Annotated in this window: 23 protein-coding genes and 1 pseudogene; 15 read left to right on the top strand and 9 right to left on the bottom strand. The window is 37.0% G+C overall.

The window, feature by feature from the left end; translation table 11 throughout:
• Positions 1 to 184: 184 nt before the first annotated feature.
• Positions 185 to 481, bottom strand: coding sequence for a helix-turn-helix transcriptional regulator (locus DXN04_RS14295; protein WP_116854030.1), 297 nt, complete (start codon positions 479 to 481; stop codon positions 185 to 187).
• 294 nt (positions 482 to 775) lie between these two features.
• Positions 776 to 1,027, bottom strand: coding sequence for an XRE family transcriptional regulator (locus tag DXN04_RS14290; RefSeq protein WP_116854029.1), 252 nt, complete (start codon positions 1,025 to 1,027; stop codon positions 776 to 778).
• A 455-nt stretch (positions 1,028 to 1,482) separates the two neighbouring features.
• Between DXN04_RS14290 and DXN04_RS14285 the strand changes: the two genes are divergently transcribed.
• From DXN04_RS14285 to DXN04_RS14275, 3 genes are all read left to right on the top strand, one after another.
• Positions 1,483 to 1,803: a hypothetical protein gene (locus DXN04_RS14285; protein WP_116854028.1), complete on the top strand. Its 321-nt coding sequence runs from the start codon at positions 1,483 to 1,485 to the stop codon at positions 1,801 to 1,803.
• 20 nt (positions 1,804 to 1,823) lie between these two features.
• Complete coding sequence (locus tag DXN04_RS14280; protein ID WP_116854027.1) at positions 1,824 to 2,327, top strand: hypothetical protein; 504 nt, start codon at positions 1,824 to 1,826, stop codon at positions 2,325 to 2,327.
• A 68-nt stretch (positions 2,328 to 2,395) separates the two neighbouring features.
• Positions 2,396 to 2,905 (top strand): hypothetical protein, encoded by a 510-nt coding sequence (locus DXN04_RS14275; RefSeq protein WP_116854026.1) that lies wholly within the window; start codon positions 2,396 to 2,398, stop codon positions 2,903 to 2,905.
• A gap of 796 nt (positions 2,906 to 3,701) precedes the next feature.
• Here the strand turns inward: DXN04_RS14275 and DXN04_RS14270 are convergent.
• The 4 genes from DXN04_RS14270 to DXN04_RS14255 all read right to left on the bottom strand — a co-directional run bounded on the left by DXN04_RS14270 (position 3,702) and on the right by DXN04_RS14255 (position 7,207).
• Positions 3,702 to 4,556: a hypothetical protein gene (locus DXN04_RS14270; protein WP_147319930.1), complete on the bottom strand. Its 855-nt coding sequence runs from the start codon at positions 4,554 to 4,556 to the stop codon at positions 3,702 to 3,704.
• A gap of 444 nt (positions 4,557 to 5,000) precedes the next feature.
• Positions 5,001 to 5,219 carry a hypothetical protein gene (locus DXN04_RS34555; RefSeq protein ID WP_147319929.1) on the bottom strand — a complete coding sequence of 73 codons (219 nt, stop codon included), beginning with the start codon at positions 5,217 to 5,219 and terminating at the stop codon, positions 5,001 to 5,003.
• A 149-nt stretch (positions 5,220 to 5,368) separates the two neighbouring features.
• Positions 5,369 to 5,848, bottom strand: a complete 480-nt coding sequence (locus DXN04_RS14260; protein WP_147319928.1) for a hypothetical protein — start codon at positions 5,846 to 5,848, stop codon at positions 5,369 to 5,371.
• Positions 5,849 to 5,959: 111 nt separating this feature from the next.
• On the bottom strand, positions 5,960 to 7,207 hold the full coding sequence (locus DXN04_RS14255) for a hypothetical protein (RefSeq protein WP_147319927.1): 1,248 nt from the start codon (positions 7,205 to 7,207) through the stop codon (positions 5,960 to 5,962).
• Between the two features lie 1,464 nt (positions 7,208 to 8,671).
• Between DXN04_RS14255 and DXN04_RS14250 the strand changes: the two genes are divergently transcribed.
• The 4 genes from DXN04_RS14250 to DXN04_RS35385 are packed head-to-tail and all read left to right on the top strand — an operon-like array spanning position 8,672 to position 12,623.
• Positions 8,672 to 9,076 (top strand): plasmid mobilization protein, encoded by a 405-nt coding sequence (locus DXN04_RS14250; RefSeq protein ID WP_116854022.1) that lies wholly within the window; start codon positions 8,672 to 8,674, stop codon positions 9,074 to 9,076.
• The gene (locus DXN04_RS14245) at positions 9,061 to 10,557 is read left to right on the top strand and encodes a relaxase/mobilization nuclease domain-containing protein (RefSeq protein WP_116854021.1); all 1,497 of its coding nucleotides are present in this window, start codon (positions 9,061 to 9,063) and stop codon (positions 10,555 to 10,557) included. The genes DXN04_RS14250 and DXN04_RS14245 overlap by 16 nt, the downstream gene beginning before the upstream one ends.
• Positions 10,558 to 10,592: 35 nt before the next feature.
• Complete coding sequence (locus tag DXN04_RS35390) at positions 10,593 to 11,237, top strand: YWFCY domain-containing protein (protein ID WP_233525596.1); 645 nt, start codon at positions 10,593 to 10,595, stop codon at positions 11,235 to 11,237.
• A gap of 24 nt (positions 11,238 to 11,261) precedes the next feature.
• Positions 11,262 to 12,623 (top strand): type IV secretory system conjugative DNA transfer family protein, encoded by a 1,362-nt coding sequence (locus DXN04_RS35385; RefSeq protein WP_317128898.1) that lies wholly within the window; start codon positions 11,262 to 11,264, stop codon positions 12,621 to 12,623.
• Between the two features lie 179 nt (positions 12,624 to 12,802).
• Here the strand turns inward: DXN04_RS35385 and DXN04_RS14235 are convergent, their stop codons facing one another.
• The 3 genes and pseudogenes from DXN04_RS14235 to DXN04_RS34550 form a co-directional block, all read right to left on the bottom strand.
• Entirely contained in the window at positions 12,803 to 13,369 is a 567-nt protein-coding gene (locus tag DXN04_RS14235) for a plasmid pRiA4b ORF-3 family protein (RefSeq protein ID WP_116854020.1), read from the bottom strand.
• Positions 13,370 to 13,516: 147 nt separating this feature from the next.
• A pseudogene (locus tag DXN04_RS14230) lies at positions 13,517 to 13,754 on the bottom strand (integrase core domain-containing protein); the annotation flags it as partial.
• 117 nt (positions 13,755 to 13,871) lie between these two features.
• The gene (locus DXN04_RS34550) at positions 13,872 to 14,108 is read right to left on the bottom strand and encodes a hypothetical protein (protein WP_147319926.1); all 237 of its coding nucleotides are present in this window, start codon (positions 14,106 to 14,108) and stop codon (positions 13,872 to 13,874) included.
• Positions 14,109 to 14,425: 317 nt separating this feature from the next.
• Here DXN04_RS34550 and DXN04_RS14220 point away from each other — a divergent pair, with 317 nt between their 5' ends.
• From DXN04_RS14220 to DXN04_RS14185, 8 genes are all read left to right on the top strand, one after another.
• Complete coding sequence (locus tag DXN04_RS14220; protein WP_116854018.1) at positions 14,426 to 14,950, top strand: hypothetical protein; 525 nt, start codon at positions 14,426 to 14,428, stop codon at positions 14,948 to 14,950.
• Between the two features lie 43 nt (positions 14,951 to 14,993).
• A complete protein-coding gene (locus DXN04_RS14215; protein WP_394337840.1) occupies positions 14,994 to 15,338 on the top strand; it encodes a DUF4134 domain-containing protein in 345 nt (114 codons plus the stop codon).
• A gap of 252 nt (positions 15,339 to 15,590) precedes the next feature.
• Positions 15,591 to 15,974, top strand: coding sequence for a DUF4133 domain-containing protein (locus DXN04_RS14210; RefSeq protein WP_116854323.1), 384 nt, complete (start codon positions 15,591 to 15,593; stop codon positions 15,972 to 15,974).
• The gene (locus tag DXN04_RS14205; protein WP_116854016.1) at positions 15,916 to 18,441 is read left to right on the top strand and encodes a TraG family conjugative transposon ATPase; all 2,526 of its coding nucleotides are present in this window, start codon (positions 15,916 to 15,918) and stop codon (positions 18,439 to 18,441) included. The genes DXN04_RS14210 and DXN04_RS14205 overlap by 59 nt, the downstream gene beginning before the upstream one ends.
• A 17-nt stretch (positions 18,442 to 18,458) precedes the next feature.
• Entirely contained in the window at positions 18,459 to 19,088 is a 630-nt protein-coding gene (locus DXN04_RS14200) for a hypothetical protein (protein ID WP_147319925.1), read from the top strand.
• Positions 19,089 to 19,099: 11 nt separating this feature from the next.
• Positions 19,100 to 19,774 (top strand): conjugal transfer protein TraI, encoded by a 675-nt coding sequence (locus DXN04_RS14195; RefSeq protein ID WP_116854014.1) that lies wholly within the window; start codon positions 19,100 to 19,102, stop codon positions 19,772 to 19,774.
• A 164-nt stretch (positions 19,775 to 19,938) separates the two neighbouring features.
• A complete protein-coding gene (locus tag DXN04_RS14190) occupies positions 19,939 to 20,583 on the top strand; it encodes a hypothetical protein (protein WP_116854013.1) in 645 nt (214 codons plus the stop codon).
• A gap of 3 nt (positions 20,584 to 20,586) precedes the next feature.
• Positions 20,587 to 21,213 (top strand): TerB family tellurite resistance protein, encoded by a 627-nt coding sequence (locus tag DXN04_RS14185; RefSeq protein WP_116854012.1) that lies wholly within the window; start codon positions 20,587 to 20,589, stop codon positions 21,211 to 21,213.
• The last annotated feature ends 16 nt before the right edge of the window (positions 21,214 to 21,229 follow it).

Below are 21,229 nucleotides of genomic sequence, written 5' to 3'. Positions count from 1 at the left end.
TTTATAGTAGAGATCCAAGTGCATTAATAATTCGCAATCTGGATTCTAACTTCATGCTAGATGGGAATCTAATAATGGAGAGCCTTAATCCATTATTTCCAATAAAAAAACTTGCATTTGAAATAGTTCAAGAAGGTATGGTTCACTGCGCTATACCTTTTTCATTGGTTCTACCACCAAAAGTTTAACGTTTGTCATTACCTTCATTAATCGAAATCTTGTAAGGTTCGGGTTCAAAGATATCACGCCAATCTTTAAGTTTAAAAAAGAGAGCTATCTGATAACACACTGATACAGGAGGTTGAATTTTATTTGAATTCCACTTAGAAATTATATCAACACTCTTGTAACCAAGATACTTTGCTAAATCCTCATTTTTAAGACCTTTATCAGCAAGTAAAGACTTTATTCGATTTAATTTATAAAGTGGCTCCATAGTAAAAGCAAAGATAAGCACACCCAAATAATTGAAAATCAGCATAAAAAGTATCTATATTACTTATTTACTGAATTTTATTACTTAAAAACGGATTTTAATTACTTTATTATGTATTTTTGATTTTAATTGAGAAAAGAATAAAAAAACAGATTTAAGTAATTTAATTGCTGTTTAACTGATTAATATTACATTTAATAATAAAAGAAGGTTTTTCATAGAATAAGCTTGAGAGAAGCCGCCGGGTATTTACCTGGTGGCAATTAAATTAATAAAATAATAGGGAAAGCTGATAGGCCAAACTTCCATAAAGTATTATTAACCAACTAATATTACCGCTCACTCATCGATATCATCCTTGAAATCAAGAATTTCAAAAGGCTCAGGTTCAAAAATATCACGCCAATCTTTAAGTTTAAAAAAGAGAGCTATCTGATAGCATACTGATACAGGAGGTTGAATTTTATTTGAATTCCACTTAGAAATTATATCAACACTCTTGTAACCAAGGTAATTTGCTAAAACCTCATTTTTAATCCGTTTATCAGCAAGTAAGGACTTTATCCGATTCAATTTATAAAGTGGCTCCATAGTAGAGCGAAGGTAAGAATACCCAAATAATTGAAAATCAATACTGATGCTATTTTAAATACTTATTTGCTGATTTTTTTTACTTAAAAACTGATTTTAATTACTTTATTTCCTATTTTTACATAAAATAAGAAAAAGAATATAAAAAACGGATTTTAGAAATTAAATTACCGTCACACTGATTTATATTACATTTAATAAAAAAAATATATAATAAGATATTTTAAGCGTCGGTAGATATTACCTGTGGCGATTCTCAACTAAATAAATTGTAGGACGTTTATCGCTAATAAATGCTGAACAGAAGAATATTTTGCGGTAAAAAAAGTTAACATAACGTATGTATTTCTGTGTGGTTTTTACCTCGCGGATTTTTAAACTCTTAAAGCAGAGTCCCTTCTCATAGCTGACTTATATGAATGACCACCAGTATTTACCAATCAAATAAATAAGCTATGAATAGAAAAAAGAAGGTTAATCAGAATGCAAATAATGAGAATAAAAATCTAGCAACAGCTACAAGGCAGGACGTACAACTCTTAAATGAGATGTTCTCACCGGTTAATGAACTTCCAATACAAATACGTAACGAAATAGCCAAGATATGCGACTGGAGTCTTCCAACATATTACAGGAAACTTTCTGGGAAAGACAAGAAAGGAGTAAGTCTTGCACAATTAGGATCAATTGCAGATATATATCTTATTAACGTTAATAAGGTATATGAAAAATTGAAGTCAGCAAAAGAAAGGCTCGAAAAACTGAGAAAATTCTGACCATTTAACCAAATGCATTTATGAGCAGAGTTAGTGAAAATGAACACGAAATTAAGGAGGAACAAAAGGTAGATAAAAATAATGAAAATCAACACAAGAGTGGGAAAAACAGGAAAAAAAATAAGCAGATCGATCTTAGGCGTGGCGTTTCCTCCGCTGTAGCTACAGTAGTCCAAGGAGAATTTGAGATAAAGCAAACCCTAAATCCACCAGGCTATAAGAAAAGGAAGAAGGATAATGAAGGGACAGGAAAGAAAATCCGCTTTTTTGATATCATCTCAATCGTGAATGATCTTCCTAGAACATTACAGAGAAAAATTATCGCAGATTGTAACTGGTCTGAGAGTATGTATTACAATAAGTTTCGTGTAGATATAAGCCCGTCTCTTATCAATGGATCCACATTAAAAGTAACTAGTCATGCAGAGTTAAAGACCATTATTAAAATCTATGTGGATATAGTGGAAGAGCGGTTACAAATACTTCAATCAATGAAGTCTGAACTTGAAATGGAAAAGCAATGAATAATATCGCTTGTTTGGCCTATCCCATAATTATAAACTGGTAGAAATTAATAAATATGTAAAATATAATGAAAGAAAAGCATCTAAATAAATTATTACTGTTCCGCAATAGATGTCTGCCTGATGAATATCTAATCGCAGTACTGGATTGGGCAGAGGCAACGATGCGCGACGACAAGTACTGTTCTTTAAATAAAATTGAAAGGTCAAGAATAGCGGGAATCTGGCGGCTTCTCTTTAAGTCCATAAATGTGATTTATCGCATAACTTATCAGTTTGACAAGAGCACGGAAATTGAAACACACCTATACTTTAAAGGAGATGTCCTATTTTTAAGGCACTACATTGATATAGCCTCGCCCAAGGTGCATAAACAAACTGTAACAGACATATTTAGCTATTATCACACCTCCTCAGCTGGAGAGGGGCATTCAGAAGCTGCGCGTGCTAAAATCATGAATACTTTTCTGGCGTTCATAAGCATATGCAAGCCGTTATATAAGGTAGGGGAAGCCATTCTATTCCATCATGAGAACAAACTCAAATATAGGGATGAAAATGATGAGGATGAAGACTAAATATAATAGACCGTTATTGTGAGAGGCCCTTGGGATCCGGCAAATTTTTTATAGTGGCATATCAAATTTCCCCCCCAAATGATACTGACTAGAAATGTTTGTGTAGGCTATGAAATAGTATAAACGATGTTGTACCTTTCATCTACCCTAGCGTAGGTAATCTTTTAGTCAGTACAAGTTTGATGTTATTGATCAACAGAAAAATAGACAATAGATATGGCAACATGAAACATAACCTGTATTATCTCATGTCCGATCTTGAATTCAATAGACATTTGTAAGTACAATGATCAAAAGTAGAAACACAGTTTGCTATTCACGTATAAATTCAACTTCTAAGTACCCATAAGATTTCACAGCAAGTAATTCCTCCAAACTCACTTACCATCTGCCTATCGCTTCAATTGGAAGAATATTCGACTGCCAATTCCTACCAGTGGAATAAGAAGCCTTATATTCATTACATTCATTATACCCGCATTTACAATAATAGGATTGTTACGTAAATGATATATTCTGGATGCACAAGGGACGGATTATTTTAAAATACTAGTAGAAGTTGAGGTATAAGCCTTCCTCCATCAACATATACTCATTATGTAGCTGGAACTGCCAGCTCTGAAAATTTGTTAAGTTCCTCCATTGTAAAGGAGTTCCCCATTCGTGCTCATTGTCATCTGTTGGCAATTTTTACCATACAATTGTAAGTTACCTACAGTATGCCTTTCTATTAAATCGAAAATTTCTCAGATCGGTCTTGTATAAGTACATAATCACTGGCTTATAGTAACAATTGTTAAGGTGTAATCGCGACTAATAATTCTTCTATAGTAATTGTTTCAACTTTTAAGGCCCCAGTCTTACTAGCAGAAACATCGAAGTTAAGATTGACAAACACGATATAGTAAACCTTATTATTGAGCACAATCCTAGGGGGAAATGTTCTGTCCGATTCGCCTGTACTGATTTCAATCTCTTTATTATCGACATTAAAGACAACCAGGTAACCAACGTTCTTGTTATAGTCATTTGTGTATTTAACAACCTGAGAAAAACCATCTATTACTCGGTTTTTACGATAGCCTCTTTCTGTATCAAATATCTTAATCTCTAAAATGAGCGGATCATCTGTATGTATTTGTCCCACTATATCTGCCCTACCGGATGCAGATTTTGGAGTAGAAAACGGATAATCAATACCTTGATCAAATAAGTAGAGTCGCAAATCATCCTCAAATACTTGCTCATACTGTTTATTGTCAACCATATTATACTTAGCTAAAAGTATGTTGTACATAAACCACTCCGTCCGTTTCTTATATTTCTCCAACAGATATATAATATTGCTTGTTTCATCAAGTTTGTCATGTATAAAATTGGTAATAGGATCAATGTACAGATCTACAAAATTGGGTATATTTTCTGTATAAGTCCTGCCTGTCCCAAGGTTTTCGACCAGAGTTCGTCCATCATAGCTTTGCTGCTGAAAATAAGTCAATAGGTGAAAAAGTGCAGAGGCTAACTGTTCTTCATTATCAAATGTATAATCCCCTATTGATCCTCTTCCTTTATCGAAAAGATGATCATTATAGCTAACGACTACTTCTTCGGTGAATGGATAATTATCTTTTGCTGTTTGAAGGATAGACATAATAGGAACCGTCTGCTGCAACTTCTCCAGAAAGAACTTGTAATTATTGGTTACATTCCTTTGGTTGGATTTGTAAAGCCGATTTCTCCATTCCTGTAGATTGCTTCTTAAATTATGGTTATAGCACACTAAGCGAATTATTTAAATTTGTTAAATAAATTATCAAACGCCGTATTAATATCATTTATGGATCGATTTGTAGAAGCTGAATCATCAATAATATGGATAATAGTTTTACAGTTATGACAAATTACGGAGGATTGCAATTTAACATCTATCAGCTGAACCTCCACACTATATGAGCAATTCGGGCAGTCAAAATCGATCCAGAAAGATCCGATATTTAGAGGCATTATCTACAGTTAATTAGATTTAAAAATAATGCTCTTTGGCTAATTTCAAAGAAATTCTATGCCTTGTTTCTTTTCCATTCTTCATCCGTCATCATATAAAGGAAAATTCTGCCTTCCTCTCATCGGGCTTGGTAGAAACCATCCGGGTAAAGGCGTAAAATGGTACAACGATGCTATTCTTCACAGTGTAGGTCACTACAACATTTTTATTATCAGACTGCATTTGAATGCCAGTTACCTTATCCTGCACCATTTCCGATACCATCACACGCTGAATCTGGTGTTCTGCGTCCTTTTTCGACGTTGACAAAAAAGCTTTGCCTTATTTGTCAGGATTACGTAGGGATAGGAAGAGTCCTTTATATTTAAATTGATCTCTATTAAACCAGCGGCTAGCAATCCGTTCTCTTTTACTTCCTCAACCCAGGAGTGATTCCAGGGAACATTTTCCGCACTTGTTTAAAACGTATAAGACATGGACATTACGTATGTAACTGGCTGATTTACTTTTGTAATATGAGTCTCTATTCCCCCGGCATTTGTATCCGTCGTGTTCGAGGTCATTCCTACAGACACTGACCTGTTACCATATTTGTACAGGTAGGCATTCTTTATGTAATCAGTAAGGGAAAAGTTACTATTCGTATCAAGGTAATTTAGCCATTTTTTGAAAGTTATAAAGTCTTGCGTCGAAAAAGTAATCGATAGCACCTTTGCATAGCCTCCACTATTAGTTTCCGTCCGCAGTACTATCATTTCAGCATTTTCAGGTTGGCCGATGTTCACGAGGCTAAACTCACGCTTTGTATAATTCCCTTTAGAAGAATCAACATATTGCGACAGGATAAATCCCCTTGTAATATAGTTTTTTACAATAGTGTCAATCTGGATAGGATTATTTTGATATGGAACATTGATAATAGTTCCGAGCCTGATCATCTCCTGGTTAGTTATTATTTGAGATTTTGCGTTAGCCAAGCAAAAAAACAGCAGGAGCATTGATAAAACCTCCCGATAGCGCTTTATTTTCTTATGCATTTATTGCGGATATTAACGGTGATTAATTAATATGCTGATATTACCAATATTGCCTGCTTTTCCATCCTGGGCAGAGATAGCATTATACGATACTCCGTTCCTGCCGTCGTGGCTTTGTGCGGGACACAAGCGCCCGCAATTACATCCATGCCCCCGCTCGCCGCCTACACCACCTATGCCTCCTTTTCCATTACAACCTGGTGTTCCATAAAGGATAATTTGACCATCATCGTCACTGAGCTCAGCCGGCCGTTGGCTGGCGGAGCAAGACTGAACAGAGGATGGAGTATAAACCCTGATAGGGTTATATTCAAGGTCCAGCAGCTCAATGAATGCGCTCGCCGTATTTCCGCCGCTACCGCCAGTTCCACCGACACCACCATTGCCGCCGTCTCCTCCATCTATGCCATGCGTACAACTCTCACAGTGTCCCCATGCTCCTGCGCCGCCATTTCCCCCGTCGCCACCATCCTGACCACGGCTGCCATCTATCCGTATCCAAAGGTTCCCTTTGCTTGGCAGGTAGAAACTGACGAGGTGTAGTGTAGTTCCACTAATTCCGTCCTCTCCTGCAATTCCACTGTCCCCGTTTTCGCCATTACTACCCACTCCGGAAATGCCATTTACTGTTTCTATCACGCTGGTACTACCAGAAGGACAGGATCTCCGGTACCAACTCCTGAATTTTGGCACCGGAGTGGCAGGCTTTGGCTTCTCCAATTCATGATGGGAAAGATCAATTGTTGCTCCCTTACCAAACAATATGCGGTCAAATGTCCATTGTAATTCCCTGATAGCAGGATCTATCTTCAATGTGAAATTATCAGGAAGGTATAAAGTGCCACCGTGGGCAATAGACTGCTCACCTTGGCGGACGAAATAAGTTCCACCTGCAGAAGCGTTTTCCGGGAAAATGGCAAATGACCTTTCCGCGCTCGTCTTGTTATCAATAACAAAACTGTAGGAAGAAGTATCAATGTTCTGCTTAATTTCTTTTCTCGTCGGATAATGTACAAAAAGGTTACTGTCGCAATTGTGTCCGATACACTTCGAATAATAATCAATAAAGTTTTCTACACACTGGTCACAGCTTCGCCTGGTAAATGACTTGACGGCGCCATCCAACAACGCTACCAATGATTGCGAAATATTTGCATCACGTGCTATAGTCGTCCTGATAGGTAATCCTACACCTTTAATTGCATCAACTGTAACCTCTACAGAATCATTTTGTGAGCGGCCAGTAACGCGTAGTGTCAAGTCAATCTCGCACCGTTTTAAGGCTTTGGGTTTTAAAAAATAAAAAATGCCTTTATGGATAAAGGGTTTTTGCCTCAAATAATTACTTTTTAGATGTATTTCGTGGTCAAACGAAACACCTGCCTGTTGTGCTTTGACAAGATCTGACGTGAATATGCAGGAAAGGAGGAGTGAAAAAAACAAATTTTTTCTCATAATCAGTTTGGGGACAATAGTTTAGGTGTCTATACTTTACAGTTTTTGTAGTATTTGGAAAGGTAATATTTTAGTTTTACTTTGACAAGTTTAAGAATTGGGAAAATGACTTGGAAGCGAGATTATTATGCGGATGTAAAGAACGTACATAAATATGGGACTTTAACCTTAAAAATAATTGAAAAATATTAGCATATTCTTGAGAATAACCAATAGGAGTAATACCGGACAAATACAGCTCCAGTTCGAAACTAGTTACTTCTTGGTTTAATTATACTCTCTATTGCAGTGGAGGGAAGAGGACATCTAATTGTGTCTTTTACGCATCGTAAAACTCATTTTCAATTTCTACGCAGGAAAAGTTGTTACATATGGATATTAAATGTAGAAATAATTCCATTTTACTCTGACTTTAAAATGATGACGAAAACCTGCCATTCGGAATAGTCAATACATCCATTAGCGAGAAATTTAACAAAAAAACCTTCTCATAAAGAGTAATCGATCAGTTAATCTGTATTTTCAATATTATGAAACCTAAAAGCTGAATTACTTTGTTTTTTTACGCTAATAGAAAGAAGACAATCTTCATATTTTTTGCTCTTAATCAGCCATCTTAAAACACTTCTTCAAATAACCAATTAAAATGTGGCTGTAATAGGTCTGCATACCATGTACTAAATCAAAACTATTACCAATAAGAACAAGTCTATTCATTTCACCATATTAATGAGGGATCAAAATAACTCCTGCGTATTCATCAGATGGGTCATAGTTGTTTCCGCAAATATATTTTTTTTGTTTAGGATGTTTTCTTTGAATGTCATCCTGATAATTGTTCTTTCTTTTGCTAAAATTGGGGCATCATTAGAAATACTTAAATTAATGACTACATAGAGATTATTCTCAATTTCCTTATCTCAGACTTCCATATTTTTCTAATTATTTTCTTATTCTCATCCGTAACTGATTATATGCAATTTAGGTTGATAATACAAAATGCTGTTTATGAGTTAAGCCAATATTCTTTATTCTACTTGATCTTTGAAGATCATTTTTACCTGTTAATTTTAATACACCTGTATGGCAAGTGTATTAAATCCGTATTGAAGAGAGACCATATTTGTACAGAAATAGAGGAATTCTATTTATGAATAAGAATACTCATAGCTACACAAACCCGCCTCGATGCCATTGCTACAAAGTCGTGTCATCTGGATTGATTAAATCATGATTAGGGAAATAAAACTGTATTTAAATCTATGTTAGATGAAAAATAGCGTAAGAGAGAACTATGATAAGCGCACCTGCTGGTGTAATATTCGATTGACTGAAAAGGAGCATGAAACTCTTTTGGGTAAATTAAATGACACCACATACAATAAGCTAAGTGATTATTTACGCAGTATCATATTTAATAAGCCAGTTAATTTCAAAGTCCGTAACCAATCACTAGATGAATTTATGAATGAGCTTATTGGTTTACGTCAAGAATTGAACTACTTGGGTAATAATTTTAACCAAGTGGTAAAGAAGCTAAATAGTATCCCGCCATCTAAGGAATATTTGACTTGGTTGGGAGTTTCGGAGGATTTACAACGACAACTACTTTCTAAAATTGGGATAATTCAAATTCGCATTGATCAATTTTCTGAGAAATGGTTGCAGTCGTAAACGAAGGCCCAAATTTACGTGGTGCTGTTGAGTACAATGAGGAAAAGGTCGCATTAGGTAATGCTAAGATATTGTATGCACATCTATATCCTAAAGATGCTTGCGATCTTTCATTTAAAGAAAAGCTATTTCGCCTGGAACATCTTGCAGAGTTAACGCAGAAGGCTGATAATGTTTGCCAACATATTTCTATCGGTTTTCATCCATCAGAAAATATTTCCAAAGAGCTTTTACAACAGCTAGCAGTTGAGTATATGGAGAAAATTGGTTTTGGAACCCAACCCTTTTTGCTTTATCAGCATGTTGATACGGCTATACAGCATGTTCATATTGTTAGTACCAAGATTAAGGAGGATGGAAGGGCAATCGATACATCTTTTATAGGAATAAAGAAATCAATACCAGCTACGGAACAATTAGAGGAAAAATATGGATTGATGAAAGCTAAAGAACAAAAATCTAATGATTGTATTGCTATCAAAGCTGCTGATATTGGAGCTATCGAATATGGGGAGAAGCCTACCAAAAAGGAAATTTCTAGGGTCGTTAGATCCGTAATATCTCTTTATAAGTTCGGAAGCCTTTCTGAATTTAATTCCATTTTAAGACAATACAATGTAGTTGCCGATCCTGGTGAAGAGGGAAGTCGCCTGCGGAAAAATAATGGCCTTGTTTATCGTGTCCTAAAGGAGGGGGGCGAAATAGTTGGAAAACCGATTAAATCAAGTTCAATTTATGGTGGACCTACCCTGAGTTTTCTTCAGAGGCATTTTAAGCAAAAATCGGGGAAAGCAGAGCATAAGGAGCGGCTCTTTAGAATCATCGATGAAGTTTTGAACAAAGCTGTCGATGAGAAACGGTTTTTAACGGCTCTAAAAGAGAAAGGAATTTCTGCTCAAATCTATAAAAACAAAGAGGGATTACCTTACGGAATTACTTTTGTTGATAACGTTACTTTAACTGTATTTAAAGGAAGTGATATAGATAAATCCTACTCTGCTAAAGGGATTTTTTCTCGTCTTCAACCAGATGAAGACATCCCAACAGTTGCCTGGAACAAGCAGTTTGTGAACTCTGCCATATCAAATACTGATTTCAAGGTAGGTATTAAAGGTGTATTATTTCAATGGCTTGGTGCTGGAATGCGTGTTCAGTCTATAAGTAATGAAGATGCCAATCCAATTATTTCAATGGGATATTCAGAAATACAAATGGATCAATATTGGAAAAGTGACAAGCGGATTAGTAATTATTTGTCCGCAAATGGACTTACAGCAAGACGGATTAATTACATAAACAAGCATTTGCCTGGAATTACGTCAAAGGTTTTGGGTAGTGATACAATAAAAGCGCTATCTGAATATGTAAATACCCAACTAAGTAATTTAATAGACGCTGCATTTGATGTAGTTGAAGACAGTGGGATTTCATACGAATTATTAAAAGAAGCTAGAAAGAAGAAAAAGTATAAGAGGGGTTAGAGTGTAATATTTACCTAAATCTAATTGTCAAATCTATGAGTACAGGTGAAAATGAACAGGGCCTTCGCGGCATTATTGATTTTGTCAGGAAGGCTAGTGTCTTTTTGTTGGCATTACATTTTTATGTGTTTTGCTATTCGTTTTTTGTTGACATTGGTATGTCTGCTGGGATCGTTGAACGGATTTTATTGAATATTGGAGAAACTGGTATTGTCAAAGAGCCATTGTCCACAAAGTTATTCTCCTTATTTCTTTTAATCCTATCTCTTTTCGGTAATAATGGCAGGAAAGAAGAGGATTTAAAACCTAGGAATATCTTGGCATATATTGCTGCCGGATTATTTTTATATTTTGGGGCTACCTTATTTTTCTATTTGCATACAGATCCGAATGTGATTGCGGTTTGCTACATTTTTGTTGTGGTTCTTGGTTACTTACTTATGCTCGCTGGTGGAGCAAAGCTATCCAGGTTGATTAGCCTGAATTTTAAAAAGGACATTTTTAATGAACTAAATGAAACTTTTCCACAGCAAGAAGAGTTAATTAATAACGAATACAGTATTAATCTTCCTGGGGAATATAATTTGAAAGGTAAGATTCGTAAAATGTGGATTAACATTCAAAATCCTTTCCGGGCGCTACTCATTATGGGTACGCCCGGGTCCAGGCGAAAGGAGTAGTAGAGATCTGGTAAGACCTATTTTATCGTCAGACATGTAATTACACAACATTTGGCTAAGGGCTTTACAATGTTTGTGTATGATTTTAAGTTTGATGACCTCACACGAATAGCATATAATGCATTCCTAAAGAACGAGCATAAGTATAAAAATAAGCCCTCATTTTATGTGATTAATTTCGATGATCTTCAAAGAACGCACCGATGTAATCCTCTTGAACCATCTCAGATGATTGATATTACTGATGCAAGTGAATCCGCTCGTAGTATTCTTTTAGCGCTCAACAAGGAGTGGATAAAAAAAAGTGGTGAGTTTTTCACTGAAAGTGCCGTTATTTTTGTTACAGCTGTTATATGGTGGCTTAGAAAATATCAAGATGGTAAGTACTGTACACTTGCTCATGTTATTGAGCTGATCCAAGCCGATTACGATGACCTTTTTCCAGTATTAGGTACTGAGCCTGAATGTGAATCTTTAATTCAAAGTTTTATTTCTGCTTATTTAAATAGAGCGCTTGAACAACTTGAAGGCCAAATTGCGTCTGCCCGTATTGCCTTAGCTAGATTAAGTTCGCCAACTCTCTATTATGTTATTAGTGGAAATGATTTTACGCTTGACATAAATAACCCCGAGGCTCCCAAAATTGTCTGTATGGGGAATAATCCGTCCAAAACGCAGACTTATGGCGCAGTTTTATCTTTGTATACAAATAGGTTATTGAAACAGGTTAATCAAAAAGGTAAACTAAAATCCAGTCTGGTTTTCGATGAATATCCTACTATTTACCAACCATTGGATTATAGTGTTTCTGTGAGCAGAAGTAATCTGGTTTCACATACGATTTGCATCCAGGATTATTCTCAGATGAAGAAGGACTATTCTAGGGAGCAGGCAGAGGTATTGATGAATGTGTGCGGAAATATCATTAGTGGGCAGGTGTTAGGAGATACGGCAAAAATGCTAAGTGAACGAATTGGTAAGATTGTACAGGAGAGAGAAAGTGTAAGTATAAATAGGAACGATACTAGTATTAGTAGATCAACACAAATGGATTCGGCAATTCCTCCTAGTCGTATCAGTTCACTTAGTTCTGGTGAATTCGTAGGTCAGGTGGCAGATGATCCTTTGAAGATCGTTAAGCTAAAGAATTTCCATTCTCGGATAATAAATGATCATGAAGCAATAAAGACCGAAGAGAGGTCTTACAAGCCCTTGCCGATAATCCGGCACTTATCCGTCAATGAAGTTGATAATAACTATATTAGAATAAAGAATGACGTAGTTGAAATAATTGAAAGTGAAATTGAGAGGATAAAATCTGATCCAGATTTAGTACACCTTCTCTTTGTAAAGTCTGATCAACGCAATAGCCGTAAGGCTGAGTAGAATTGGTTTAATTATTTCAATTAACTAGAGCTTATTTCATAAATAGGATATAATCCTTCTTAATATAATTAAGCGAAAGCAAGATGAACAAAATCTTGAAGCCGTTCAATGCAATATGACCGATGTCACTAAAACCGAATAAAATAATTAGAGGTGATCCAGGCACCGTTCCGAAAATACTACCCCCTATCTAAAAGTACCAATCGCTTATTTATCTCCTTTATATTACATTCTCCCGGATCCCACTTTTTACCAGTACCAATCCCCAACATTTCTTTATACATAGCCTTTTCCGGATGACTTCTCTTACTCAATATCTCCAACATATAATAATAACCCGACAAACCACCAATATCTTCCGGAGGACACGCTCCACTACCATCCAGACAATAGGGAAAATCTATAATATCTTTTTCAATTTTCTCCAAAATGACCTGATGATACCATTTATCCCCAAAATCATATATATAACAATATTTCTGTCCTTCTTTCTTAATTACCTGGCTCACCATTACATCTTTAGCCTCAATAATATTTCCATCATTGATATCATCCCCTGGAATTCCATAACAGACCTTATCAGAAAAACCAGATTTAGAAAATAGAAACAAATGGCAATTTTCCCAACCAAATGCACCCTGAATCGCCAAATGAAATTGATATAAGTTAAGGTCTACCGGGACAATAATTCTTCTCCAAATCAACGGATCGCTATCAGTTAAGGAAATATGGAATTGATATAACATGATCTTTTATTAAAAACTCCCCATGAAGGTATAATTTTATTTAAAAATTAATTAAATTTAATATACTTTTTTACACACTAATTTAATATCACTGTTGCCTTGAGGTTCTCGGATATTTGAGTCCAAGGATTATTAGAATTTCGGAAGTTAAATTTTGTACATTTTCACCACTTCAGCCAGTGTAGGATAATTCAGTGAGCTATATGGTCTAAAGTAGTTTTTCATATGTCAAATATTTGATTTTGGCAATTGCATCTTCCAGTGAAAGGAACCAGTTCATATTTAGGCATTCATCTCTAAAACTTCCATTAAATGACTCTATAAATGCATTGTCAGTAGGTTTTCCTAACCTTGGGAAGTCCAAGGGTACATTATTTTCATATGCCTAGTGGTCAAGATCTTTGGATATAAGTCAGGTAAGAGGGCGGATGTCACCTTCACCCTCTCCCCTAAGAACCAACCATGATAGTTTCCTCTCAAGTGGCTCAAGCCTCAGTAACTTTTATGCAATATGTTTTCGGTTTCTTGCAAAACAGCTTATATGGTTAAGTTTGGGAGCATCTGCACCTTTGTCTATTACCGGACCTGCTGATAGAATCATTCTTTCTAAAATATCTGCTTCATAGCCATTTAATAATCCTAAATAAACTGGACACCAGTAGTTCTGCTTTTCAGCGATTTTCCGGTAACCTTCTTCTGTGAACCTATTTTTGTCAATGCATACCGCCTTTTCTCCCAATATTCTTTTAGTACCGGGTTATCAGTGAAGTTCCCTTTTACTTTAATATGCCTTTTAATAGGAACCATATGAATCTTATTTAAGATATACATCTCTAATTCCTTTGGAAGTAACCTCTTTTCCGAAGAACACCCAGTCTTGTCCCTTTTGAATAGTAAAGTACTTTTTCTTTATCCAGGTAGCTTGCTTTGTTGGATAATCCTCGGTAAAAAAAATTGTACAGGTGTATATCTGGTGTATAAAAGCCCCCTTCCATTGATCGTATGTTTGTGTTGTAATAATTGATAAACATATTAATAACACAAAATAAAATAGTGATGCTAGCAGGGATAATGAGTTGGGGCCAGTATGTCACTTTGTTGGGTGGTGCGGCGGTTGTGTATTACGGTTATGTGATGGTGAGGTTTGGTAAAGTGTTATGGAAGAGTGGGCCGCCGCCCACTCCATCAAACAAAAAACGCATCTGGCATATCGAAACACAGGATGAATTTGGTGATAACGAACAGCCTCCTGAAGTAGAAAATATACTAGAACCTGCATTGTCTAATTCTCAACAAACAGCAAAACCCGGATTTCTATTTGAGCCAGGGCCGGAAGAACGAGCACTGGATGCCATGTCCTTAGTCGTTGATAATATTGAAATCTTGCTTGAAAACGCAGGTCATGATTTTGACAAGGAAAAAGTATTTGCGGAAATTACACAGGAAATAGCGTCAGCTCCTGTATTACATCTCCCACCTTATCGAAGCATGCTAGCTAATGTGATTATCCGTAAAGCTGTTGAAATTGCACGTTTGCAGCTTACTCTTGAAGAAGCCGAGGCATTGATTCCCACTGCCTAATTGCTTCAATTCTGAGCTTTTTTAATTCTAAATACATATTGTAATGAAACGACTTTGTAGTGCATGGGTTCGTGTGAAGGGTCATGTCTTTTCAGAAAAGAAAATAATGTTGTTACTGCTTGCCGCTATGGTAGTAACCTTAAAGGCCGCGGCCCAGGGAGAGCAAGGCCTGCAAGCAGCTGAAGCAACTATTAAAGGATATTTTCCATACGCTGTAAATCTGATGTATGCCATAGGTGCGCTGGTAGGAATTGTCGGTGCCGTGAAGGTATATAATAAATGGTCTGCTGGTGATCAGGATACATCAAAGGTAGCAAGCTCATGGTTTGGTGCATGTATCTTTCTAGTCGTGGTTGCTACCATATTAAAAGCCTTTTATAAAGTGTAAGGCTGTCAAAAAATTGGGGAAAAGGGCCGGACTATTTTACTGTTTAGCAATTAGAGCATTCAGAAACTAACAGCCGGTTAGGCTGCGGCAAGTACCCAATAATACAAAACAGGAATGCCCGGTTTATAGCGTGTATGCGGTGATTGTTGATCTCGTGTTGTTCTCCTGACGTAAGCATACAGCTATTGATAAGAAGCAGTGTGGTTGGAATACCGGGTGTTCCTGTTTTTCCTTCATTATAATAACAAGAAGATGAAAATATACCAGATCAATAAAGGTGTCAATAAGCCACTGGAAGTTAAAGGTATCAAAGCGCAGTATCTTATTTATCTGACAATAGGTGTGATCGTCTTACTGATGATTTACGTCATAAGCCATCTTGCAGGAGCGCCCGGCTTTATTTTATTGCCAGCTGTGGGTGTTTTGGGTTTCTTGTTGTTTACATGGGTAAGTCAGGCTTCTAAAAAGTATGGTGAACATGGATTGATGAAAGCCATGGCTTACCGCCGGGTGCCTTCTGCAATTTTATCCTCTTCCAGGAAACTATTTTTCCAATTAACCGAAAATGCGATAAATAATGATCGTAGTGTTAGCTTTAGTCCTTGTTGTAGTGACAACCGTAGTGCTACAAATTAAGCCGCCGACTGATACTTCAAAGAAGCTGGAAAGTATAATCCCGATTTATAAAGTTGAAAATGATGCTGTTGTTAGCAAAAATGGCGACATAACGATTGCTTTCCAGTTACACCTTCCCGAAATTTTTACATTAAGCCCGGAGGAATTAGATGCTATTCATCATGCTTGGGTGAAGGCGATGCGTATTCTGCCGATCGGTACCATTTTGCATAAACAAGATTGGTATGTAGATATGGCTTACAAAGGTAACTTTAATAAAGAGGATCATACCTTTCTGAGTTATGCCAGTGAGAAATACTTTCATGAACGGCCTTACTTAGATCATAGTTGTTACCTTATGTTAACACTACCGGCAAAAGGAAGGAGACCGGCAAGCTCGGTGCTTTCAAACTTATTGCGAAACTCTTTTGTACCACCGCAAGCACTAAATCCAGCTATTTATCAGCATTTTCTGGACAAGGCCGGGCAATTTGAGAAATTAATAACAGCTAGTGGTGTAATCCGATCCAGTAAGCTATCTACAGCAGATTATATAGGTGATGAAAGAAAGGCAGGAGTGTTAGAAAGGTATTTATTCCTAGCTCCAGGTGGTAAAGCGCCAGAAATAAAAGACATCACATTCAAACCAGATTTAAGAATTGGGGAGAACCACTGCCAGCTTTACACCCTTGGTGATGTGGAAAACCTTCCATCTGTTTGCAGTCCTAAAATACAAAACGAAAAGTACTCGACTGACAAAACTAAATTCTTTGTTGGATTCGCCTCCCCTGTAGGGCAGCTTTTAAGTTGCAATCATATCTATAACCAATATGTTGTTATCCAAGACCCGCTTAAGGAGACAAAGCAGTTAGAGGCGAAACGAAGGCGTATGCAGTCATTATCGAACTATTCTAGAGAGAATAGTATTAGTCGGGATGCGGCTAATGATTTCCTCAACGAGGCCATTAGTGAGCAGCGGCAGTTCGTCCGTGCGCATTTCAATATTCTCGCATGGTCAGACGACGCTGGGGAGGTAAAGGATCTTCGCAACAAGGTAGCCACGTCACTTACACAAATGAATGTGGTTCCCAGCTTGGAAATCAAAGGTGCACCGCAATTGTTTTGGGCAGGAATGCCAGGTAATGCTGCAGACCTTCCAATGAATGAAACATTCTCTACTTTTTCGGAACAGGCAATTTGTTTCTTTAATCAGGAGAGTTCGGCAGAGACTTCGATCGCTCCCGTAGGTATCCGTCTGGCAGATAGAATAACAGGTAAGCCACTATTTGTAGACCTGGACCTGGCTCCGCGTGCCAATGGAGTAATCCAAAATCTCAATCGTGTAATCTTGGGCCCTAGCGGTTCTGGAAAGAGCTTCTTTACTAATGCCTATATGCGTTCTTGCTATGAACAGGGGGCGCATGTGGTTATTATAGATGTCGGACATTCCTATTCAGGCTTATGCTCTCTGGTAAATGGCTATTATTTTACCTATGAAGAAAAGAACCCGATTAGGTTTAATCCGTTCTACATTTCGGTAGGCGATACATTAGACACCGAGAAAAAGGAAAGTATCAAAACGCTTTTGTTAGCGCTTTGGAAGAAAGATACGGAAATCTTTAAACGCAGTGAATATGTAGCACTATCTAATGCGCTGACAGCTTATTATGTCTATTTGGATGCTAATGCAACAGTGTTTCCATGTTTCAATACTTTCTACGAATTTTTCCGGGATGACTATGCTGCTATTTTAGAAGCAGAAAAAGTACACCAACGAGATTTCGATATTAACAATTTCCTGTTTGTCATGAAACCCTATTATGTTGGGGGAGAATTTGACTACCTGTTGAATGCTACCGAAAATTTAAACTTATTGGAGCAGCGGTTTATAGTCTTTGAGTTGGATAATATTAAGGATAATCAGGTCCTGTTTACAGCTGCCACGATCACGGTGATGCAGCTCTATATTAATAAAATGCGCAAGCTGAAAGGCATCCGGAAAGTTATCCTAATAGAAGAAGCCTGGAAGGCGCTTATGAAAGAGGGATTTGCAGAATACATTAAATACCTCTACAAAACCGTTCGCAAGTTTTATGGGGAAGCAATCGTCGTTTCCCAGGAAGCTGACGACATGATCGCCAGCCCTATAGTGAAGCAAGCTATCATAAACAATAGCGATACAAAAATTCTCCTGGATCAGAGTAAATATCAAAATAAGTTTGACCAGATTCAAGAGCTATTAGGATTGTCGGATAAGGAAAAAGCACTTATTCTCAGTATGAATAAGGCTAATGAACAAGGCAGAAAATACAAAGAAGTCTTTATTAGCCTCGGAGGAACGGTAAGCAAGGTGTACAGAACAGAAGTTTCTCCGCAGGAATATTACACCTACACTACAGAACAAACAGAAAAAACAAAAGTACAACAACTCGCCGCCATTCATGGAAGCATGGAAAAAGGCATTCAGGCAATAGTGAGAGCGGCATAACCTTAAAAATAGATGGTATGAGTGATACTTATTTCGCAAAATCGATGATGGTGGCATTGGGATTTGATGCACTGTTGCCTATACAGGAAATTGAATTAATGGCCTCCAAGAAGCTGCCTACTTTCTCCTTGTATTGCAGGAAAAGAGAGGATAAAGCCAATTTCCATTTTAAAATTGATTTTAAAAAGGATGCTTCTGAAAACTATCATCTGGATAGCTACACGGCGGCATTATTAATTAATAAGGATTTCGATCAGGTTTATGTAGGCTCAGTCTCTATTAAAGATCTGGAAGAAGACTTAAACCAACTTCCCTGGAACGAGCGGTATTCAAGTGATGCCCGCTCCCGTTTGGATGCTTGGAACAAACTTTATTCCGTAATAGAAAAACTGGTTTGGATAATATCCTCCCCATCAAACAACGAAAGACTAGTAGGTATTTACCTGGCGTTGAATTATCTGCCGTTACCTATGCTGGGATCTTTTTACTTAACTCGCGATGTTTTTACTGTACTTCCCAAAGACTTACTTATTAATGTTGACTTTTCTGACGGTGTAGCTTATTATCCGGTTGATAAAGCGATTACAGAACTATATGGCCGACTAGATTCCCACGGGAAAAAACCTTTTTTTCGGTTTTTTAAATAAAATCTGTTGTGATGAAAAAATCTATATTGATTGGCTTGTTTTTGTGTGCTTTGTTTACAGTAACGCCAACTCAAAAAACGCATGCTATTGTTTGGGTAGTAGTGAAAGCAGCAGCCAAGAAAATTATCAAGGCGATAGATTTACAAGTGCAACGATTACAAAACAAAACTATTGGTCTTCAGAATGCACAGAAAGTGGTGGAAAATGCGTTGTCAAAGGCAAAGCTGAATGAAATATCGGGTTGGGTTAACAAACAAAAAGATCTGTACCAGACCTACTATGATGAGTTGGTGAAGGTAAAGAGCCTGATCGCTTATTATCAGGAGATCAGGATTATCATTCAAAAACAAGTCGATATGGTCAACGAATACAAAGAGGCCTACAATCTTTTTAGGAACGATAATCATTTTACACCAGATGAAATTATTCATATGGGAGAAGTGTACGACGGAATCTTATCTCAAAGTGCGCAGAATCTAAAGGCTATTAATCTGGCCATAAAATCCTTTCTCTCGATGAATGATGCCTCGCGGTTACTTATGATTTATGAGGCAAGTGAGGCCATTGATGAAAAATATAATGATTTATGTAAATATAACAGTACGAATAAAGCAAAGGCAATAAATAGGGCAAGGGATGAAAACGACCTACGGGCTTTAAGGCAGCTGTATGGAGATACCGATTAGAAGGTTTCGCACAAATGTCCGAGCTGCGATGAAACGTATTCGATGTTTATAAGTTGGGCTAGAGGTGATAAATACGGATGCTTTACCATCATAAAAAACAGCTGAGTTAAAGAACCTGGTTATAAGTATTGTTAATTGAGTGGTGTTGTATTTATGTGCTTTTTATGAAAACCGTAATTTTATTATTATACTTTTTAATATTGGCTCCTTTTGCGCATTCCCAGACTTGGGATGAATGGTTTAACCAAAAGAAAACCCAAAAGAAGTACTTACTAGCACAAATTGCTGCCTTTCACACTTATGGAGAGTATTTAAAGAAAGGGTATGATATTGCAAAAGGTGGATTAAACGCTATTCATGATATTGAGAACGGCGAATTCGGTTTACACCGCGATTATTTCAATTCTCTAAAACAGGTAAGCCCTGCTGTTCGGCAGAACGCTTCCCTAATAGAAGCGGCTAACAATATTGACTTTGCTATTAAACTATGTACAGAGGCTAAACAGAGGATGAAAGGTAATGACCGTTTTCTGCCAGCGCAACGGGAATTTTACATAAGGTGTTTAGATACATTACTTGGTCAAATAGCCGTTACGCTGGATGACCTCATGGCGGTAACAACAAATGGTCGTTTCCAGATGACGGATGATGAACGCATAGAGAGGATTAATAAAGTTTTAAAAGCCAATCGTGCACAGGCTGCTGATGCAGGAAGATATTACCAGCTTGTAATTTCTATAGATAAAAGTATTGAAAAGCAATTGTCGGAAGACAACGCTTTGCAGGTGTTGTTAGATGTTAAAATGTGATTTATGAAATGGCTTTTTGGACTATTGGTATTACTTTTTATAATACCCCGTCAGGCGAATGCACAAGCAACAGAGTTAGCTCAATTAGCGCTGAATGTCGAGAAACTTTCGCAGTTGAAAAGCATTTTGCAGGATATGTATAAGGGGTACGAAATACTTTCTGAAGGGTATAATAAGGTCAAAGATGTTGCCAGCGGTAATTACAAATTGCACGAGGTTTTTTTGGATGGACTTTATATCGTTAGTCCGGAAGTGAAAAAATATAAGCGGGTCGGAGATATTATCTCTTGTCAATTAGCCATTCTGAAAGAAGGAAAGGAAGCCTGGATAAACTTTGGCTCAGCCACAGTATTTCAAAGTTCCTACCGGGAATATATTAGTCGTGTTTTTAACAATCTGTATGATGCTTCCCTTAGAAATTTGTCCGAATTGACAATGGTAATCACATCTGGTTCATTACGAATGTCGGACGATGAACGTCTGAAAGCGATTGACAGGATTTATACCGATGTGCACGGGAAACTTACTTTCCTTCGGTTGTTCAATATTGACACGAGGACTTATATGGTCAACCTTATTCGTGAAAGTGGTGAAAACGATGGCCTGCAAAATCTGCTAAACCTGAAGTGATTTTGAGCTGTTTAAA

Source organism: Chitinophaga silvisoli (assembly GCF_003412465.1).
GTDB classification, from domain to species: domain Bacteria; phylum Bacteroidota; class Bacteroidia; order Chitinophagales; family Chitinophagaceae; genus Chitinophaga; species Chitinophaga silvisoli.
The sequence above is the reverse complement of the archived record's forward strand: the minus strand, read 5'-3'. Positions and strand labels throughout refer to the sequence as shown.

Coding starts and splice junctions, on each gene's coding strand:
- DXN04_RS14275 (WP_116854026.1), top strand. CDS start 2,396: ATGAAAGAAAAGCATCTAAATAAATTATTACTGTTCCGCAATAGATGT.
- DXN04_RS14210 (WP_116854323.1), top strand. CDS start 15,591: ATGAAAATATACCAGATCAATAAAGGTGTCAATAAGCCACTGGAAGTT.
- DXN04_RS14250 (WP_116854022.1), top strand. CDS start 8,672: ATGAAAAATAGCGTAAGAGAGAACTATGATAAGCGCACCTGCTGGTGT.
- DXN04_RS14280 (WP_116854027.1), top strand. CDS start 1,824: ATGAGCAGAGTTAGTGAAAATGAACACGAAATTAAGGAGGAACAAAAG.
- DXN04_RS14215 (WP_394337840.1), top strand. CDS start 14,994: ATGAAACGACTTTGTAGTGCATGGGTTCGTGTGAAGGGTCATGTCTTT.
- DXN04_RS14200 (WP_147319925.1), top strand. CDS start 18,459: ATGAGTGATACTTATTTCGCAAAATCGATGATGGTGGCATTGGGATTT.
- DXN04_RS14195 (WP_116854014.1), top strand. CDS start 19,100: ATGAAAAAATCTATATTGATTGGCTTGTTTTTGTGTGCTTTGTTTACA.
- DXN04_RS14190 (WP_116854013.1), top strand. CDS start 19,939: ATGAAAACCGTAATTTTATTATTATACTTTTTAATATTGGCTCCTTTT.
- DXN04_RS14245 (WP_116854021.1), top strand. CDS start 9,061: ATGGTTGCAGTCGTAAACGAAGGCCCAAATTTACGTGGTGCTGTTGAG.
- DXN04_RS35390 (WP_233525596.1), top strand. CDS start 10,593: ATGAGTACAGGTGAAAATGAACAGGGCCTTCGCGGCATTATTGATTTT.
- DXN04_RS14205 (WP_116854016.1), top strand. CDS start 15,916: ATGATCGTAGTGTTAGCTTTAGTCCTTGTTGTAGTGACAACCGTAGTG.
- DXN04_RS14235 (WP_116854020.1), bottom strand. CDS start 13,369: ATGTTATATCAATTCCATATTTCCTTAACTGATAGCGATCCGTTGATT.
- DXN04_RS14185 (WP_116854012.1), top strand. CDS start 20,587: ATGAAATGGCTTTTTGGACTATTGGTATTACTTTTTATAATACCCCGT.
- DXN04_RS14290 (WP_116854029.1), bottom strand. CDS start 1,027: ATGGAGCCACTTTATAAATTGAATCGGATAAAGTCCTTACTTGCTGAT.
- DXN04_RS14270 (WP_147319930.1), bottom strand. CDS start 4,556: ATGTCTATCCTTCAAACAGCAAAAGATAATTATCCATTCACCGAAGAA.
- DXN04_RS14260 (WP_147319928.1), bottom strand. CDS start 5,848: ATGATCAGGCTCGGAACTATTATCAATGTTCCATATCAAAATAATCCT.
- DXN04_RS14285 (WP_116854028.1), top strand. CDS start 1,483: ATGAATAGAAAAAAGAAGGTTAATCAGAATGCAAATAATGAGAATAAA.
- DXN04_RS14220 (WP_116854018.1), top strand. CDS start 14,426: ATGCTAGCAGGGATAATGAGTTGGGGCCAGTATGTCACTTTGTTGGGT.
- DXN04_RS14295 (WP_116854030.1), bottom strand. CDS start 481: ATGCTGATTTTCAATTATTTGGGTGTGCTTATCTTTGCTTTTACTATG.